Origin of the sequence: Citrobacter sp. CtB7.12 (assembly GCF_001297795.1) — a bacterium.
Classification (GTDB): domain Bacteria; phylum Pseudomonadota; class Gammaproteobacteria; order Enterobacterales; family Enterobacteriaceae; genus Citrobacter_A; species Citrobacter_A amalonaticus.
On the sequence record NZ_LIFT01000025.1, the window covers coordinates 37,967 to 54,652 of the forward strand.

Annotated in this window: 15 protein-coding genes and 4 pseudogenes; 10 read left to right on the top strand and 9 right to left on the bottom strand. The window is 50.9% G+C overall.

The genetic code is table 11. The features are described 5' to 3' along the window. Positions 1-221: 221 nt before the first annotated feature. The 6 genes and pseudogenes from AOY24_RS21225 to AOY24_RS21250 all read left to right on the top strand — a co-directional run bounded on the left by AOY24_RS21225 (position 222) and on the right by AOY24_RS21250 (position 4,088). Positions 222-614, top strand: coding sequence for a VOC family protein (locus tag AOY24_RS21225; protein ID WP_043001079.1), 393 nt, complete (start codon positions 222-224; stop codon positions 612-614). 18 nt (positions 615-632) lie between these two features. Continuing rightward, a pseudogene (locus AOY24_RS21230) lies at positions 633-830 on the top strand (tryptophan synthase subunit alpha); the annotation flags it as partial. A 379-nt stretch (positions 831-1,209) separates the two neighbouring features. Further along, entirely contained in the window at positions 1,210-1,467 is a 258-nt protein-coding gene (locus AOY24_RS21235; RefSeq protein WP_043001077.1) for a YjhX family toxin, read from the top strand. 10 nt (positions 1,468-1,477) lie between these two features. Next, positions 1,478-2,025, top strand: a pseudogene (locus tag AOY24_RS21240) (GNAT family N-acetyltransferase). A gap of 55 nt (positions 2,026-2,080) precedes the next feature. Then, complete coding sequence (locus AOY24_RS21245) at positions 2,081-2,827, top strand: cyclopropane-fatty-acyl-phospholipid synthase family protein (protein ID WP_054177314.1); 747 nt, start codon at positions 2,081-2,083, stop codon at positions 2,825-2,827. A gap of 676 nt (positions 2,828-3,503) precedes the next feature. Next, positions 3,504-4,088, top strand: a complete 585-nt coding sequence (locus AOY24_RS21250) for a hypothetical protein (RefSeq protein WP_044264020.1) — start codon at positions 3,504-3,506, stop codon at positions 4,086-4,088. Positions 4,089-4,139: 51 nt separating this feature from the next. On the opposite strand, the pseudogene AOY24_RS25465 reads toward AOY24_RS21250, so the two are convergent. Further along, positions 4,140-4,297 (bottom strand): annotated as a pseudogene (locus tag AOY24_RS25465) (deoxyribose-phosphate aldolase); the annotation flags it as partial. Positions 4,298-4,397: 100 nt separating this feature from the next. Further along, a complete protein-coding gene (locus AOY24_RS21255; RefSeq protein ID WP_054177315.1) occupies positions 4,398-5,522 on the bottom strand; it encodes a hypothetical protein in 1,125 nt (374 codons plus the stop codon). Between the two features lie 302 nt (positions 5,523-5,824). Here AOY24_RS21255 and AOY24_RS21260 point away from each other — a divergent pair, with 302 nt between their 5' ends. The 4 genes from AOY24_RS21260 to AOY24_RS21275 are packed head-to-tail and all read left to right on the top strand — an operon-like array spanning position 5,825 to position 9,918. Beyond that, a complete protein-coding gene (locus AOY24_RS21260) occupies positions 5,825-7,558 on the top strand; it encodes a fatty acyl-AMP ligase (protein ID WP_235507541.1) in 1,734 nt (577 codons plus the stop codon). Next, a complete protein-coding gene (locus AOY24_RS21265; RefSeq protein WP_043001071.1) occupies positions 7,555-8,469 on the top strand; it encodes an NAD(P)-dependent oxidoreductase in 915 nt (304 codons plus the stop codon). Before AOY24_RS21260 ends, AOY24_RS21265 begins: the two co-directional genes overlap by 4 nt. Before the next feature lie 29 nt (positions 8,470-8,498). Next, complete coding sequence (locus tag AOY24_RS21270) at positions 8,499-8,759, top strand: acyl carrier protein (RefSeq protein WP_054177334.1); 261 nt, start codon at positions 8,499-8,501, stop codon at positions 8,757-8,759. Continuing rightward, positions 8,746-9,918: an aminotransferase class I/II-fold pyridoxal phosphate-dependent enzyme gene (locus AOY24_RS21275; RefSeq protein WP_043001070.1), complete on the top strand. Its 1,173-nt coding sequence runs from the start codon at positions 8,746-8,748 to the stop codon at positions 9,916-9,918. Before AOY24_RS21270 ends, AOY24_RS21275 begins: the two co-directional genes overlap by 14 nt. Before the next feature lie 89 nt (positions 9,919-10,007). Here AOY24_RS21275 and lptG read toward each other — a convergent pair whose 3' ends face one another. The 7 genes and pseudogenes from lptG to AOY24_RS21310 form a co-directional block, all read right to left on the bottom strand. Beyond that, on the bottom strand, positions 10,008-11,075 hold the full coding sequence (gene lptG / locus AOY24_RS21280; protein WP_054177317.1) for an LPS export ABC transporter permease LptG: 1,068 nt from the start codon (positions 11,073-11,075) through the stop codon (positions 10,008-10,010). Further along, the gene (gene lptF, locus AOY24_RS21285) at positions 11,072-12,142 is read right to left on the bottom strand and encodes an LPS export ABC transporter permease LptF (protein ID WP_054177318.1); all 1,071 of its coding nucleotides are present in this window, start codon (positions 12,140-12,142) and stop codon (positions 11,072-11,074) included. Before lptF ends, lptG begins: the two co-directional genes overlap by 4 nt. Continuing rightward, a complete protein-coding gene (locus AOY24_RS21290; RefSeq protein ID WP_043001067.1) occupies positions 12,142-12,714 on the bottom strand; it encodes a YtfJ family protein in 573 nt (190 codons plus the stop codon). Before AOY24_RS21290 ends, lptF begins: the two co-directional genes overlap by 1 nt. A 52-nt stretch (positions 12,715-12,766) precedes the next feature. Continuing rightward, entirely contained in the window at positions 12,767-13,591 is an 825-nt protein-coding gene (locus AOY24_RS21295) for a hypothetical protein (protein ID WP_054177319.1), read from the bottom strand. After that, entirely contained in the window at positions 13,588-14,943 is a 1,356-nt protein-coding gene (locus AOY24_RS21300) for a lipopolysaccharide biosynthesis protein (RefSeq protein WP_200906169.1), read from the bottom strand. Before AOY24_RS21300 ends, AOY24_RS21295 begins: the two co-directional genes overlap by 4 nt. 92 nt (positions 14,944-15,035) lie before the next feature. Then, complete coding sequence (locus tag AOY24_RS21305; protein WP_054177321.1) at positions 15,036-15,827, bottom strand: hypothetical protein; 792 nt, start codon at positions 15,825-15,827, stop codon at positions 15,036-15,038. Between the two features lie 11 nt (positions 15,828-15,838). After that, positions 15,839-16,567: pseudogene (locus AOY24_RS21310) on the bottom strand (hypothetical protein). Positions 16,568-16,686 lie beyond the last annotated feature (119 nt).

Consider the following 16,686-nt stretch of genomic DNA (forward strand, 5'->3'; position numbering starts at 1 on the left):
CCATCCTGCTCACCGGCCAAGAGATACGTTGAAACCAGCAAAACGGCGATCGCCGGGGATATAAGTTCAATCAATCTTCATTATGGTATAGGTCTGTTCTATTGATCTGACGCGCTTAACGACTCGCTGCCGTTCGGTATGTTAGTCACACGTAACCTGACGGTGACGCCCGCAGGGGGAATCAAGCGGATAATCCCTGCGACATCAAATGAGGAGGGAATATGTTTTCTTACATCATGCTGGGTACGAACGATCTGCCACGTGCGATCGGTTTCTACGATCCGTTAATGGAGCTGCTTGGGCACCCGAAAGCAGGCCGCGGCGAAGAGGGCGCATCATGGGGGATGTTCAGTGAAAACCACACCACCGGATTGTGCGTTGGCAAACCCTTTGATGGCCAGGCCGCAGGTGTCGGTAATGGCACGATGGTGGCGCTGAATGCCCGATCCGTCGAACATATCCAACAACTTCACGCGCTCGCTCTTCGCCTGGGCGGCGCGGATGAAGGCGCGCCGGGTCACAGACCACAGTATGGACAAGGCTTTCATAGCGCCTATGTCAGAGATCCCGACGGCAATAAGCTGGCGTTTGTCTACTATGCAGACGAATGCTGAACATATCTTATGCAACAGGCTCCACCAACACTGCAGGGGGTTGATGTTTCCACGCCCGATCAGGTGGCGGATGCAATTAGCGCTGGTGCGACGGGGGCCATTTCAGGCTCTGCCATCGTCAGGATCATTGAGAAAAACAGAGATAATGAGGAAACGATGCTGGCTGAGTTAAAGGCATTTGTGATGAGCATGAAAGCGGCAACGCGTCAGCAGTAAGTACGTTTCTATTGCCTGTCGGTAGCGGCAGGCAATGGGTGACGCGACCCTGAATCTGGCGATCAATTCCGTCATCCTCATCTTCGCAAATATGGCCTGGGATGGTAAATGAGGCAATGTCTGCGACGACGGGCGTGATTTCGACGGCGATCACATTTTTCCGACCTGCGCATATCCCTGCTGAAATTACGTGTTACCATTCATCTCGTAAATACCTTTCAACTCAACCCGAGGCTTTGATGCTGGAGAATGTAATCATCTGATAATCAGTTTCCCCGACCTTTTCAGGCCGGACTGATTATCAATGCGCCGAAATCGAATGCGGACACCGCTGTGTGTTTGCACGTTTTGCACATGATGATTAAACAGGTTTTCCAGTATGAATTTATCCCGTCAGGAACAACGTACCTTACACGTTCTCGCCAAAGGTGGACGTATTGCGCACGTCCGCGATGCGTCAGGCCGCGTCACCGCCGTTGAATGCTACAGCCGCGAAGGGCTGCTGCTCGCCGACTGTACACTTGCCGTCTTCAAAAAACTCAAAACCAAAAAGCTGATCAAATCCGTCAATGGTCAGCCGTACCGCATTAATACCACCGGGCTGAACAACGTGCGTGCTCAGCCAGATAACCGCTAAGGAGAGCGTTATGACAACACGCAACTTCACTATTCATATTACCGATGAAAGTGATACCAACGACATCCGGGAAGTCGAAACCCGCGCCTTTGGCTACAGTAAAGAGGCCTGCCTGGTGGCTTCTTTGCTCGAGGACGACACTGCGCGTCCAACGTTATCGTTGCTGGCCAGACAGGAAGGTAACGCCGTCGGGCATATCCTGTTTACCCGGGCGACATTCAAAGGAGAAATGGATTCCCCTCTGATGCATATCCTTGCTCCCCTGGCGGTCATCCCTGAATACCAGGGGAGGGGCGTGGGCGGATTATTGATTCGTACCGGTATAGAACACTTACGCTCGATGGGATGCCAGTGCGTTTTTGTTCTCGGTCATGCCACTTACTATCCGCGACATGGATTTGAACCCTGTGCAGGAGACAAAGGCTTTCCCGCGCCTTACCCCATTGCGGAGGAACATAAGGCCTGCTGGATGATGCAGTCCCTCTCCGCACAACCCTTTGATCGTGCCGGCGACATCCAATGTGCGCAGGCCTTAATGAAACCGGAGCACTGGCGTGAATAACAATCAGACTAAACGCTCTGTTACTCGTAACGCAATGAAAGGAATTAACTAATGGATATCCCACGTATTTTTACGATTAGCGAAAGCGAACATCGCATTCATAACCCGTTTACGCCGGAAAAGTATGCCACATTGGGCCGGGTGTTACGCATGAAGCCGGGAGCGCGCATTCTTGATCTCGGCAGTGGTTCTGGTGAGATGCTCTGCACCTGGGCGCGCGATCACGGCATTAACGGTACCGGTATCGACATGAGCCAGCTTTTTACCGCCCAGGCAAAACAGCGTGCTGAAGAGCTTGGCGTCAGCGAACGCGTCCATTTTATTCATAACGACGCGGCGGGTTACGTCACGGACGAAAAATGCGACGTGGCGGCCTGTGTTGGCGCGACCTGGATTGCCGGTGGCGTAGCCGGAAGCGTCGGGCTGTTGGCAAAAAGCCTCAAGCCAGGCGGAATGATACTGATCGGTGAACCTTACTGGCGTCAGGTTCCCGCAACGGAAGAGATCGCCCAGGCCTGTGGTGTTTCGTCGAAGGTTGATTTTCTCACCCTTCCTGGGCTCGTCTCTTCTTTCAACGAACTCGGCTATGACGTTGTTGAAATGGTGCTGGCAGACCAGGAGGGCTGGGACCGATATGAAGCGGCGAAATGGCTGACAATGCGCCGTTGGTTAGAAGCTAATGCAGAGGATGATTTTGCCGATGAGGTTCGCGCGGAGTTGACGATAGCGCCTGAACGCCATGTCACCTACACCCGGGAATACTTCGGTTGGGGCGTATTTGCGTTAATCGCACGATAAAGTAAGTAATGCGGCATAGCCTGAGGGCTATGTCGTATTCTCTCCAGAAGAGAAGCGTCGTGGCGAAAGCAACGACCGTATTAAATAATTATCACACCTGAAACCTTCTTCCTTTCTGTCTCACAAAGACGTCCGGCCAGGTGCGTCCACAATTAATCGTTAAAACAGCGAAAATGGATTGTTTCTGTGACGCGGTTATAATAATTATTTAATAATCCATAAAAGGTTAGGGCCTGTTTTTAAATACGTTAAATAATTTCTTGTTAATAATTAACATTCTCTTCTCTTGTGTTTGTAGGATAATTCAGTATTTTCAGAAGATTCTTAAAATGTATTTTTGATAATTCCTAAGATTGATGCTGATATTTATTTATTTTCCTGGATGGCGATTAAATAATCCTGGTTTTTTTATGATTTAACACGTTGTTGTGTTGATTTATTGTTTCTGTTTGTTTTCTGTATTGTTACACCATATGACTTTTTTGTTTTTTGTAACAAATTGATATTTATATAAATATGTTGGTTTTTGTTAATATTCCGATCTGGTGTGACGATAGAAATAAGAATAGTGATAGTTTTTTCCTATCATGATGTATTAGATTGAACAGTTATATCATTTGGCAGTTTTTTTTAAGTTAAGTGTATATTTGCGAATAGCGATACAAGGAGGGATAACGTGGTTGTCGATGATAAAATTTCTCCACTGATCGCTCTTGCGCTGAGTGAAATAAAAAATTGGGCAGCGAGGCCATCAGATCGGAAACCATTCTGCTTTCTTCCTGCAATGTGGGTTCAAACACGATGCTGTTGCGCCATAGTCGCTGAATATACATTAGTGAGTATTTCAGATAAACAAGATAATTTGTTCCTGAAACAACATATAAACTATAGTGATTCTATTAGTCTGATTATTGAAAAACTTAAGGATGCGCAGGCTAACAGTGGGGAGCAGACGTGTGAGTTCTGCCAGTTTATGGCGAGGATGAATCGGGCGGATAAACACACGCTCAATGCGATTGTTTGTCTGGATACCTATGCTGACGCTTCGCAATATCTGGGGTTGAGCCAGAAGTCGATATACTCAAGGTTGTACAGTATTCTTGAACGTATTAACGTAAGGGATAAGCGGTTATTTTTTCGCTGGTATAAATATATGTTGATTCATTCAACAACATTCCGGCCTCAGGGCCTGAATATTGTCCTTTCTGTGGCGGATTTTCCACCAGGCTCAGAAGTGAATGAAACGATCAACGGGCACTGAAACGTAACAGAAAAGGGAATCCTTACGGATTCCTTTTTCGCGTGTCCTGTTCAGCACGTCTATGGCAAGGGAGATCCGGCAGGGGGCACCCCTTGCCGCATCAGACTGATATTCTATACAGATGATAAGCCCTTCCGGGTTACGTCAGGATTGACGTTCGTGAATTGAATGGCTTTGGCTACCTGATGTGGGCCATTAAAACCGAACATTTACTGCGACGCCTGTTAGCAGAAAAACATACGTTATGGGCTAAGACCTGCTTTAGAGAGGGAACTTACTGATACCCGCGTTTGCTTCTTCAGACCGCAGTCAGAGTTGTTTTTCGTACAGGCGATAGCGCTTATAGGCAACTCCGCCGATGCGTTCCAGGATTGTGCGCATCCCGCTATTAGACTCCAGAATCCAGGACATCTCCAGCGCGTCAATATGGTGTCTGGCAAACGGGTCGCGTAATGCCTCTATTAACAGCAGAGCCATGACCGGGCCAATGCGGCTGAACTGATATTCCTGACGAACGCCCATCAGAGGCACCCGCGCGGTGCGCACACCGCTCACTTTTAGTCGCCAGAGCAGTTTGGCCCAGCCGAAAGGCAACAGCCGACCGTTGAGATCGGCGATCGCCTCATTAATATTCGGCAGGCCAACGATAAAGGCGCAAGGCACCGAATCTATTTCAGCAATGTGAATCATATCGTCCGGAACAAGGAATTTGAGCTGCTCGCCCATGGAGGCGAATTCGTGTTCCGTGAAGGGGACAAATCCCCAGTTGTGCTGCCATCCGGAGTTGAAAATTTCACGCAGAATCTGCATTTCTTCACTAAACCGCTTACGGTTGATGCTGCGAATGGTGACCTTTTGACGCACCTGATCCATCAGTCGGACCAGCGACGGTGAGAAAGATAAATCTGTGCGCTGCATCCAATAGGCAAGCAGATCGATTCCTTTGGTGTATCCCAGTTGTTCCACGTGAGCGCCATAATAGGGTTTCCCGTGTGGCATCAGCGCGCAGGGCGGCGTCTCAAAGCCATCAACCAGCAGGCCGCTTTCCTGGTTAATGTTCAGGCTAAAAGGTCCGGTGATTTTTTGCGCCCCGGCGGATTTCAGCCATGATTCGGCGGCGGCAAACAGTGCGCTAAAGACCTCAGGGTCGTCGATGGCATCGAGCATGCCAAAATGACCCGTGTCGTTGCCATACCGTTTGCGATGCAGGGTGTCAATTTGTGCCGTGATGCGTCCGACGACCCGTCCTGCTTTTTTAGCGATCCATGCCTGCCAACGAATATGTTCAGAACTCGGATTTTTCGCGGACAGATGCTCTGCACGTTCAAGGTGCAAGGGGTCGATCCAGCTGTCGTCGGCGCAATAAAGTGAAGAAGGGAAAGAGATAAACGTGTTGAGGTCATGTTTATTCATGACTTTTTGTATCTGAATCATAAACAGCCTTAAATAAAAAGTGCAGAAATAAACATAATTACACTGACTGCCAACTGGTCAGTCGAAACGAAATAAATTACTGAATGTTTCTTTCTCTCTTTTACCACTTAATGCGGTTGGTGATAAAACAGGACGGTAAAACATAAGACAGGAGGTGGACAGGGCGTTTAATGATAACTCTCCCTTCGGAGAATGAAATAAAATATTTAGNTGTTTAATGACTATTTAATTTATATTATCACCCGCCGATTATTTGTTTTGTATATCCATCGATTTTAAATTCAAACATTTTCATGGTGTATATGTCCAATAGAATCTCAACTCATTCTCTTCCTATGCGTTATGCTGACTTTTCAACCCTGGTGGAAGCTCTGGACTATGCCGCTTTGGGAAATGCAGGAATGAATTTTTATGATCGACGCATTCAGCCTGAAGCGGTACTGGAATACCGAGAGCTAAAAATGCGGGCTAAAGCCGGAGCCAGACGGTTGCTTTCATTGAATCTCAACAAGGGCGATCGCGTCGCGCTGATTGCGGAAACCAGCGTCGGTTTTGTCGAAGCCTTTTTTGCGTGTCAGTATGCGGGGTTGGTGGCGGTACCGCTGGCCATTCCTATGGGGGTTGGACAACGCGATTCTTATTCCGCGAAATTGCAGGGCCTGCTCGCCAGTTGTCAGCCTGCGGCTATCATCAGCAGTGACCAATGGTTGTCGCTGATAAATGTGGTCAACGAGCATAGTGCGGCAATCCGCATTCTCAGCAATGCGCAATTTAATGCGCTGCCGGAAAAGGATATTGAGTTGCCATTACCGTCGCCAGACGATATTGCTTACCTTCAGTACACCTCAGGCAGCACGCGTTTTCCTCGTGGCGTCATTATTACTCACCGTGAAGTTATGGCGAATCTGCATGTGATTAGCCATGATGGAATCAAATTGCGAGACAGTGACCGCTGCGTATCCTGGCTGCCTTTTTATCATGATATGGGGCTGGTGGGCTTTCTGCTTACGCCTGTGGCGACTCAGCTATCCGTTGACTATCTGCGCACCCAGGATTTTGCTATGCGCCCGCTGCAGTGGCTGAAATTAATCAGTCAGAACCGCTGCACCGTCTCCGTTGCGCCGCCTTTCGGTTACGATTTATGCCTGCGTCGTATCAATGACAACGAACTTGCCGGGTTGGATCTCTCCTGCTGGCGCGTAGCCGGAGTGGGGGCAGAACCCATTTCCGCCGGACAACTGAATCAGTTTGGCGAATGTTTCAAGCGCGCGGGATTTGACAGCAAAGCATTCATGCCGTGCTATGGTTTGGCTGAAAATGCGCTGGCGGTGAGCTTTTCTGATGAAGCCTCCGGCTCACAGGTGAACGATGTCGATCGCGACGTACTCGAATGCCAGGGTAAAGCGGTTGCGCCGACGAAAAGTACCCGGGCGATATCTACCTTCGTGAATTGCGGTAAAGCGCTTCCCGGCCACCGCATTGAAATTCGTAACGAAGTTGGGAGCCCATTGCCTGAAAGAGACGTTGGCCATATCTGCATTTCCGGTCCGAGTCTGATGAGTGGTTATTTTCAGGATCCGGTTTCGCAGAAGGATATCCAGTCAACGGGATGGTTGGATACCGGGGATCTGGGCTATCTTCTGGATGGCTACCTGTACGTGACGGGACGTATAAAAGATCTGATCATTATTCGCGGTCGGAATATCTGGCCACAGGATATTGAGTATATTGCAGAACAGGAACCGGAAATACATTCCGGCGATGCGATAGCATTTGTGACGTCTCAGGAACGGATTATTTTACAGATCCAGTGCCGGGTCAGTTGTGAAGAACGTCGGGCGCAGATCGTCCATAGCCTGACCGCACGGGTACAAAGCGAGTTTGGGGTTTCTGTCAGCATCGAACTCTTGCCGCCGCACAGTATTCCACGGACATCATCCGGGAAACCAGCGCGTGCGGAAGCAAAAAAACGCTACCTGAATCTCTTTGCTGAGTCGCTTAACTCACCGATCCCTATGCCGGGATACTTGCAATGAGCATCACGGTTGCGGTGACAGGTGGAACCGGCTTTATCGGGAAGCATATTATTGATGACCTGCTGTCCCGCGGTTTTGCCGTTCGGGTGTTAACCCGAACGATTCGCCACGACGTGCGCGATAATCTTGTCTGGATCAGGGGGGCGCTGGAAGACAGTGAGGCACTGGCGCAACTGGTCGCCGGGGCGGAACATGTCATCCACTGTGCAGGGCAGGTTCGCGGACACACAGAAGCGATCTTCACCCGCTGCAATGTTGAAGGCAGCCAACGGCTGATGCAGGCCGCGAAAGAGAGCGGCAGCTGTCGACGCTTTCTGTTTATCTCGTCGCTTGCAGCACGTCACCCGGAACTCTCATGGTATGCAAATTCCAAGTATGTCGCAGAACAACGGCTAACGACGATGGCCGCAGAAATTACGCTGGGGATTTTTCGACCTACGGCAGTGTATGGACCCGGTGACAAAGAGCTAACACCACTGTTTCGCGCGATGCTGCGCGGTTACCTTCCGCGTTTTGGCGCTGCCGAAGCCCGTTTGTCATTTTTGCACGTGAGCGATTTAGCGCAGGCTGTCAGTCAATGGCTCATGGCCGACCAGACGCCGGTCTATCCGTATGAACTCTGCGATGGTGTTGCCGGTGGCTACAACTGGCAACGCATTCAGGAAATTGCGGCCGTAGTGCGCAACGGACCGGTTCGCACCGTAACCATTCCGTTACCGTTACTCACATTGTTTGCCGACGCGAGTACGTTAATCAGTCGGTTTGCCGGAAAAGAACCGATGTTAACCAGGAGTAAAGTTTGTGAGTTAATCCACTCTGACTGGTCGGCAAATAATAAATCTCTGTGCGAGAAAATAAATTGGTTTCCCCGGGTTAGCCTGGAATATGCGTTACGGCAGGGGTTATTTTAATTATTTATAATACAGGTATGTTATTTTCTATGTTAAATCATGAAGAAGTAATTGATTACACCCTTGAGTGTTTACAGGGTATGGTCGAAAGCGGCGTAGATATCCATCCTGACAGCGATCTGGTTAATGATCTTGGGCTGGAATCGATTAAAGTTATGGATTTATTAATGTTGCTGGAAGATAAATTCGACATTTCCATCCCTATTAATATTTTGCTGGATGTCAGAACCCCGGCGCAATTAATGGAAGCGTTAATCCCTTATCTGGAGAGTATCAATGAGTCTCTATGATAAATTTTCGCGCCTGGCCTGCGAGCGAGAACAATTTAGCATGGCAGGAATTAACCCATTTGGCACCTGTATCGATGAGGTGTTTTCCGCAACGGAAGGACGGATTGGCAACCAAAAAATTATTCTGGCAGGTACGAATAACTATCTGGGGCTCACCTTTAATCCACAGGCGATTGCCGAGGGGCAGGCCGCTTTAGCCAGTCAGGGGACAGGCACGACCGGTTCACGAATGGCGAATGGCAGCTATGGACCACATTTAGCCTTAGAAAAGGAGATTGCCGAGTTTTTTGAGCGGCCATCAGCCATCGTATTCTCCACAGGCTATACCGCGAATTTGGGGATAATCAGCACGCTTGCCAGTCACAATGCCGTGGTATTGCTGGATGCTGACAGCCACGCCAGCATTTATGATGCCTGCGCGTTAGGTGGAGCTGAAATTATCCGCTTTCGTCATAATGACGCGAAAGATCTCGAGCGGCGCATGATGCGCCTTGGTGAGCGCGCCAAAGACGCGATCATCATTGTCGAAGGCATTTACAGCATGCTGGGCGACATTGCGCCACTGGTCGATATTGTCGAGATCAAAAAACGGTTGGGTGGCTTTTTAATTGTCGATGAAGCCCATTCCTTCGGCGTGATGGGCGCGAAGGGACGGGGACTGGCGGAAGCCGCCGGTGTGGAGCAGGATGTCGATATTATTGTGGGAACCTTCAGTAAGAGCCTGGCTTCTATTGGTGGTTTTGCCGTCGGCGATCAGGGCATGGATGTCCTGCGTTACGCCAGTCGTCCCTACATTTTTACCGCATCCCCATCGCCATCGAGCATTGCAACCGTCCGCTCTGCGTTGAAAACGATCGCAACACAACCGGAGCTGCGCCAAAAGCTGTGGGATAACGCAGCGCGACTGTATGAAGGGCTTGAGAAACTGGGCTATGAGCTGAGTTCGCACATTAGCCCTGTGGTGCCGGTGATTATTGGCGCAAAAGAAGAGGGACTGCGTATCTGGCGAGAACTGATCGCCGCTGGCGTTTATGTTAATCTCATTTTGCCACCGGCTGCCCCCGCCGGGATTACGTTGCTGCGTTGCAGTGTTAATGCCGCGCATACCTACGAGCAGATTGACGCGATTATTCAGGCATTTGCACAGCTGAAAAAATAATCTGCTCTGCGCAGCAGATATTGTTCCTGAGAATATCTGCTGCGATGTCTTACTCCTGTCCATCACGCCGTCTGATGAATGTTGCGATATCAGGGTTGGCGATCGAATCGATAAACCAGTATTAATGCCACCGCCAGGAGCAATATTGGCGGTGCCAGCGTTGTCATTTGCACGTTCAGGGAATAGAGCAGTCCCAGGTTGACGATGATCTGGTCACAGACGTAAGTAAGTAGACCAACGATCACACCGACGGACAGTCGACTCCCGAGTCCGGGAGCGCGGGGGGTGCTAAAGGTGAAAGGGATCGCCAGTAAAATCATCGCCAGGATTAAAAGCGGATGTCCCAGCTTTAGCCACAACGCCAGCGTAAATTCGAGACTGGGTTGACCTGTACTCTTCAGGTAGGAAATATAATGGCTGAGTTGTTTAACTGAAAAACTGCTGCTGGGCAGGGTGAGTTCCTCAAGACTCATGTCCGCGAACAAAGATGACCACTCGACGTTCTCTTTCGTCTCGGTTGTCTCCTTACCGTTGGCCCACGCTTTTTGATTGACGCCCTCAAGCCGCCAGACGCCGTTATCTGAAATGGTGGCGGTTCGCGCATAGATATACCGTTGCAGAGAGTGGTCCGCCCGGTAGTAAAAGAGCTCAATGCCTTCTGGCTGGCGATGCGCATCCAGCGATTTTACCGTCACAAACACATTGCCGCGCCGGGCCCACAGAATGTTTCCTGCCGTATCGTGATTGCTGTAGCGCGTTTTAATCTGCAACGCCTGTTGTTGCATCGGCGAGGCAATCCATTCATCAATGACGCCGAGGGCAACGATTAGCATCAGTCCCGCGCTTAGCGTCACTATGGCGATTTTGAAAATTGAGCATCCCGTGGTGCGTATGGCGGTTAATTCCCCGCTTTTCGACAACTGTCCCAATCCGATAATGCCACCGAGCAAAGCGATAAACGGACCAAGATCGATAAGGGTCCTCGGCAATGTCATCAACACGACCATCACCGCCTGCGTCCAGCGGTATCCGTCTGGACTCACATCATCGAGTTCGCCGATCAGATTAAAGGTGGTAAACAGGGGAAGCAGTAACCCTGCAGCCGCCGCAAATCCTAAAAAGAGATTGCGTATGATATAGCGACTGAAGATTTTCATTTATACGTTTTCCATCGCAGCGTGCCGTCGCGAATCAACAGAATCACCAGACCTGACAGCATGAGCAGGGGGACCAGCCATAGTCCCGGCGTGACGGGCAACGCACCGTTGGCAACCAGCGTACGGCATATATTACCGCCATAAAAAATGATGACGAATAAGAGCGTGAGCGGGAGCAGTGTGGAAAACCGTCCCTGGCGCGGCCTGACGCGGCTTAACGGGACTGCCAGCAGCCCCATGAACAACGCGCAGACTCCGCGACTTTCCCGCCATTGCAGTTCAGCGGTATCCGCCGGTGCAGAGGAACGAGCGAGCGTCTGTATGGATTTCGCCTTGCGTTTGACCTCGTCATTCTGGTCGAACGGTTTCATATTCAGTTTGAGATTGCGGAAAATTTGCTCGTTATCATCACTGCCCTGATGATCCAGGACATAGCCGGTACCGGAGTGCAACATCACTGAGGGCGTCGTGGAGGAGGGATCAACAACGTCCACGCTGTTGGCCCTGAAGATACTGGTTTTACTGGCAGAGGCGGTGTAAATCAGCGCATCATTCAAATGAGCTGCGTCGGGGTCAATCTGACGGGCGAGGATCATCCGTCCATTGTTGTTGACGTTAAACTTTCTTGCCTGCAGGTGACGGACATCCAGCTCTGACTGCGACTGTTGTTCTAACTGATAAATTTGCGCGTAAGCCCAGGGTCTGCCGTACAGAGACAGGAGCAACACCAGAATACTCAATGGAATGGCGAGGAACATCACGGCGCGATAAAGACGTGAAGGCGTGGCACCAGCGGCGGCTATCGCCGTCATTTCCGAATCGGTATACATCTGGCCAAGGGTGACGCCGACGGAAACATACAGACCGACCGGAAGCAACATCTCCAGCGCAATCAAAACTTTATAGAAGACAACATTCAGCACAACGCCGAGGGCTAATGTCCCGTTGGCCGCTTCGGTCAGGTAGCGCTGTGCGCAATAGCAGGCGAAAATAAAAATCAGAAAGCCCACAAGTGTCACCACCAGTCGACAAATGCCTGTCATGATGTAGTGTTCAATTAATTTCATCACAGGCCTGGCGATTCGTTAACCATCTTTTGTACCATCGCGATGACCTGATGCACCTCTTTCGGCGTCAGATCACCATCCTTAGCCCACGAGACGCGGCCCTCTTTATCCAGCACCAGAATGGTTGAACTCATCTCATTGAGTTGCCAGGTTTTGCGTCCCAGTCCGCTGCTGTCGATGATAAATTGTGCCCACGGGTAGCGACGTTTGTTTTTTTCTATCTTGCCGAGGACAAAGAAACCAGAACCAAAGATCACATCATCGGTATTCACGATGGTGGTCGGTTGAAAGCGGTCCAGAGGGAAATGGGCGGCCTTAACGGCTTTTATCAACATTGCGTTTTTCTTTTTTGCCGATTTTCGCCCGGCAATATACTGAACAATGCGCACCTTTCCTGCCAGTTCACCGCTATTCCAGGTTCGGTAGCTAAACGTATCGCGATTATCCAGCAGTAATTCGCCGCGATCCGTAATGACAATGGGCTTAACCGGCTGGCCACCGACAAAGTTATGTGCTGACGCCAGCCATGGCGAGAGCAGAAGTGAAATCATCAATAATCGACGTATCAGCATCGCAAATCCTTTATTTCGCTGAGTCGGGATGGAGAATCCTGTGTCGGGCAATCTACAGAGGATAACGGGCGAGCCATTGCTCTATACGGCCACGAATATCGCCATTCAGTGCGCAGGGCTCGTCGTACGGTGTTCGCATTTCCATTGCATCGGCCACCATCTCATCATGCCGGTCTCCCATCAGACCGTTAATAGCAGCCAGAAAGCGGGAGATGGCGCGAGCATCGTGATTGTCAGGTTCGAGAGAGCGTAACGTATCGAAATAAGAAACCTGCTGACTGATGATTTTTCGCATAGTGTGGAATTCACGTCCTGTCAGTTGCGGTTGGGCCAGCAGGTCCCGTAGCGTGCGCATTTGCGCCTGACAATAGGTGGTAAATCCGTTGGCCGTTTCTGGCTGACTGTGGTGCAAGGAATACTGGACAACCCACCAGACGGGAAGGCTCAGGAAAAGACGCAAGCGCTTTCCATAGGTGGCAATAATCGTTTTATTTCCGTTACGAAACCCGTCCTGGAAGTGGCCGAGAAAAACGGTGGTTTTGCTAAATAAACGGCCTGCCTGGTGGTTCTTGCGATAGAGACGCAGCGCGAAACGTAAATGCTTATAACGCGCGCGAATGTATTTGTACTGCATCCGTTCGTTATCTGACAGCTCGCCGCCGCGTAATTGTTTCAGTACCAAATGCAGTAAGTCCGTTCGGGTAAAACCCTCCTCCCAAAACTGCAGGCACAAATCATAACAGCGACGGATATTGTCCTCGGTGCAGTAGGTATGAATATGTTCCGGTAGCGCGGCATGGCGATCAACGATGTCGTCTTCTTCCACCGCCGCAAAGAGGCGTTGAAGAACGTCTGGCGAGAATTTTTCGTGTGTCATGAGTGAGTCTCTTTGCCTGCGGTAAATGGCAAGCGCTGACGATGGCGATAGGCGTGTAATGTCGGGATCAGGGAAAGCAGCACATCCAGGCATTGTCCGGCGAAATAAGCAAATGCCGCGCCGATTACGCCAAAGAGATGCGACAGCCCTGGTAGCAGGACTATGTAGGCGATAGAAGCCAGGGTCTGTGCGGTCAGAAAAGCCCGCTGTTTGCCGGACATAAGCAGCAGCGATTCCTGAGGAAACCCCAACATTGAGACGATAATTGCACCAAGCATAATCTGGATGAGGTCATACGCCTGGAGGTATTTGACGCCAAAAACCAGCGAAATAAGCGGCTTACCAACAATCACCACCGCAAGTGCTACGACGATTCCAATCCCGCCGGCCAGCAACGCGGATTTCATTCCCAGTTGCCACGGCTTTTTGCTGCGCGGATCTAAGCGCATCACTTCGGGATAAAAGCTCTTTGCAAGCAGCTGCGCTGGCGTTCCTGTCGCATCGAAAAAAGTCATCGCAATTTTAAACAGCCCGGCTGCAGCAGGGCCGAGAACGACACCCACCAATACCGTGCTGCAGGAGTTGCGAGCAGACCAGATCGTGTGGGCAAAGTTGGTTGCCCAGACAAAATTCCAAGCGCCTTCAAGGCGGCGCGCCGACTCAAACAGTCGTGGGCGTAGCGCACCGTGAATATTCCGGCTACGCAGTTCGCGCGCGGCAAACCACCAGTACATTGTGCCGCCGACCAGGCTGGAGGCGTACCAGGTGATCACAAAACCGGCAAACCCAAAATCGCCGAAATACGCGATAACGCTGCCCAGCGCGCGCAGGAAAGGTTTGGTGGCCTGCTGTACGGCAATCAAATCAAAACGGTTTACCGTCCGCAAAATCCCCGTTGGGGTTGATGAGGCCATTGAAGGGATCAGCGTGCAGTACAGCATTGCCAGCCAGAAGCTGTCGGCATCGAGGCCTAATGAATGCGAAAGAAACGGCAGTAACCCCATCCCGCAAAGGATCGCCGCAGCACCGCTGGCGATATCCAGGCTAAAGGAAAAAGAGATCACATCGCGGAACTGCTGCTGATTATTATTTTCCAGCGCGGGTGTGCCGTACTGAACGACCAGTTGCCAGGTCTGGAATTTGGCAAAATCGCTAATGGCTTTGGTGTACGACTGAACAATGACCAGCACGCCGAACATCGCAGGCGTCATCCCTTTACCGGCGCAGGAAAGCGCCAGTAACCCCAGCAGGGCGCTCACCACATTGCTGGAGCCTAAATAGGCGCTGTTACGAATGATGGTGCGAAACGCGCCATCAGCAAACCACTTTTTCATGGGATAAAAACCCGCCAGACCTGTTAATGATCACTCAGCAGGAGCAAACCCGCCCAGCATAAAATCTCAGGCCAGTGACGCGTACGTGCCTGAGTCCAGAGATTCTTTTGCTATGGGTGCTCCCCGATTTCGGGCAGGACGCTGGCGTGTTGTGATAAAACGCGCCTGCGCTGAGAATCCCGGGCCGTAACGGAGGCGGCTGCCAGCGCTTTTTCCAGCACCTCGCGGTAGGGCGCTCTGGAATCCAGATCGAGAATTCTCGAGCCGTTGTAGGTGAGCTTCATCATGACGTCGATTTTGTCGCGCAACTCGTTGTAGTCGTGGTCGGGCTTACGGGAAAATGCGGTACCAATATCGATATCAAGACGAATGATGAGTTCAGGACGATATAACGCCATTTCCTGATACAGGCGGGATTCGCGCTTGGCCATGCGGGTTTTCACCCAGCCCGTTGCGCGTTCGACGCCAATCCCCGGTCCGTCATAATGAAAACCGGAAATTTCGGCCTGAGGGTATCGATCGCTAATCACCAGCACGCCGCTTTGCGCCAGTTGCCGGACCTTGCGTAAGTTAGCCATCCGGCGTAGCGAGAACCCGTACATAATTAACGCCGCCCAAAGTGCGGGAGCCCGGGTACTCATGCTCTGCGTTTTTGACGACTTGGTCGCCAGTCGTCGTTCAAGCCATGTCCCGATAAGCGGCAGACGTTTGATTTTGTCGCCATCTTCTCCGGAAACAAGTCCCAGATAGCGGCGTTCAGTTACCCACTTTTGCTGCAGGTTTTTTACCAAATCCGCCGTCAGCGTGGATTTACCGGTGCCATCACAGCCCACCACGGCAATCAGTCCCGGAATATATTCCGGTAATGGCCCGTTCTGGGGGCTTAAGTTCTCAGTGTCCATGTCGTTCCGTCTTAAAAAGGACTCGCAAATCCGATCCGGTGATCGCGAAGAGAGGTCTGAATTGAGCGTAATGACTCAGTAAGAATTTTATCCGCCGACTCCCGACCGTTCAGTTCGAGGATTGGTGCTCCGTTGAACGTCAGATGCGGCGTGACCGCGATCTTCTCGTGGAGCACGGCAAGGGGATGATCAGGCTTACGTGAGAAGGCGGTTTCTTCATCGATATCCAGCCGGATCAACAGCAGAGGCCGCCAGGAGGCCATTCACTGGTACAACTGGAGTTCACGGGCTTTCAGGAGTCGTACCCACCGATTACCGCCAGCCGTTTTGGCCAGTTGTGGCCCGTCGAAGCGAAAACCGGGCACTTCCGCCTGGGGATAACGATCGACGATGAACAGCGTGCCTTGCCGACTCTGAATTAGCATGCTGCGGAATTTGTATGCTCTCCAGCAAGAGAGCAGGAAGATCACCAGCGCCGTGATGTTTCCTGGCGGTGCAGAAGGAATCTGGTGTACGTGTGCCGCTTTTTTTCGCAGATAACGCCCCAACAACGCCCCGACAACAGGCAAATGTTCAATCCATTCGCCAATACGACCAGAGGACTGCCCGAGATAAAGCTGTTTTGTTGGCAACTGTAGGGCCAGATGCGACGTCAGGCTGGCTGCCAGGGTTGATTTACCTGAACCATCGCAACCGACTATAGCAATCACCCGTGCGAATGGGGGAGGTATAGTGGGAATAGTATATTGACTCACGAAAGATCCAGTTTAAATAATTAATTGAGGGCGGCGGTTGTGTGCCAAGAATATCTGTTCAATAAAGTTGTGACAATGGGTAATTGTCGTTTTAGTATTAACAA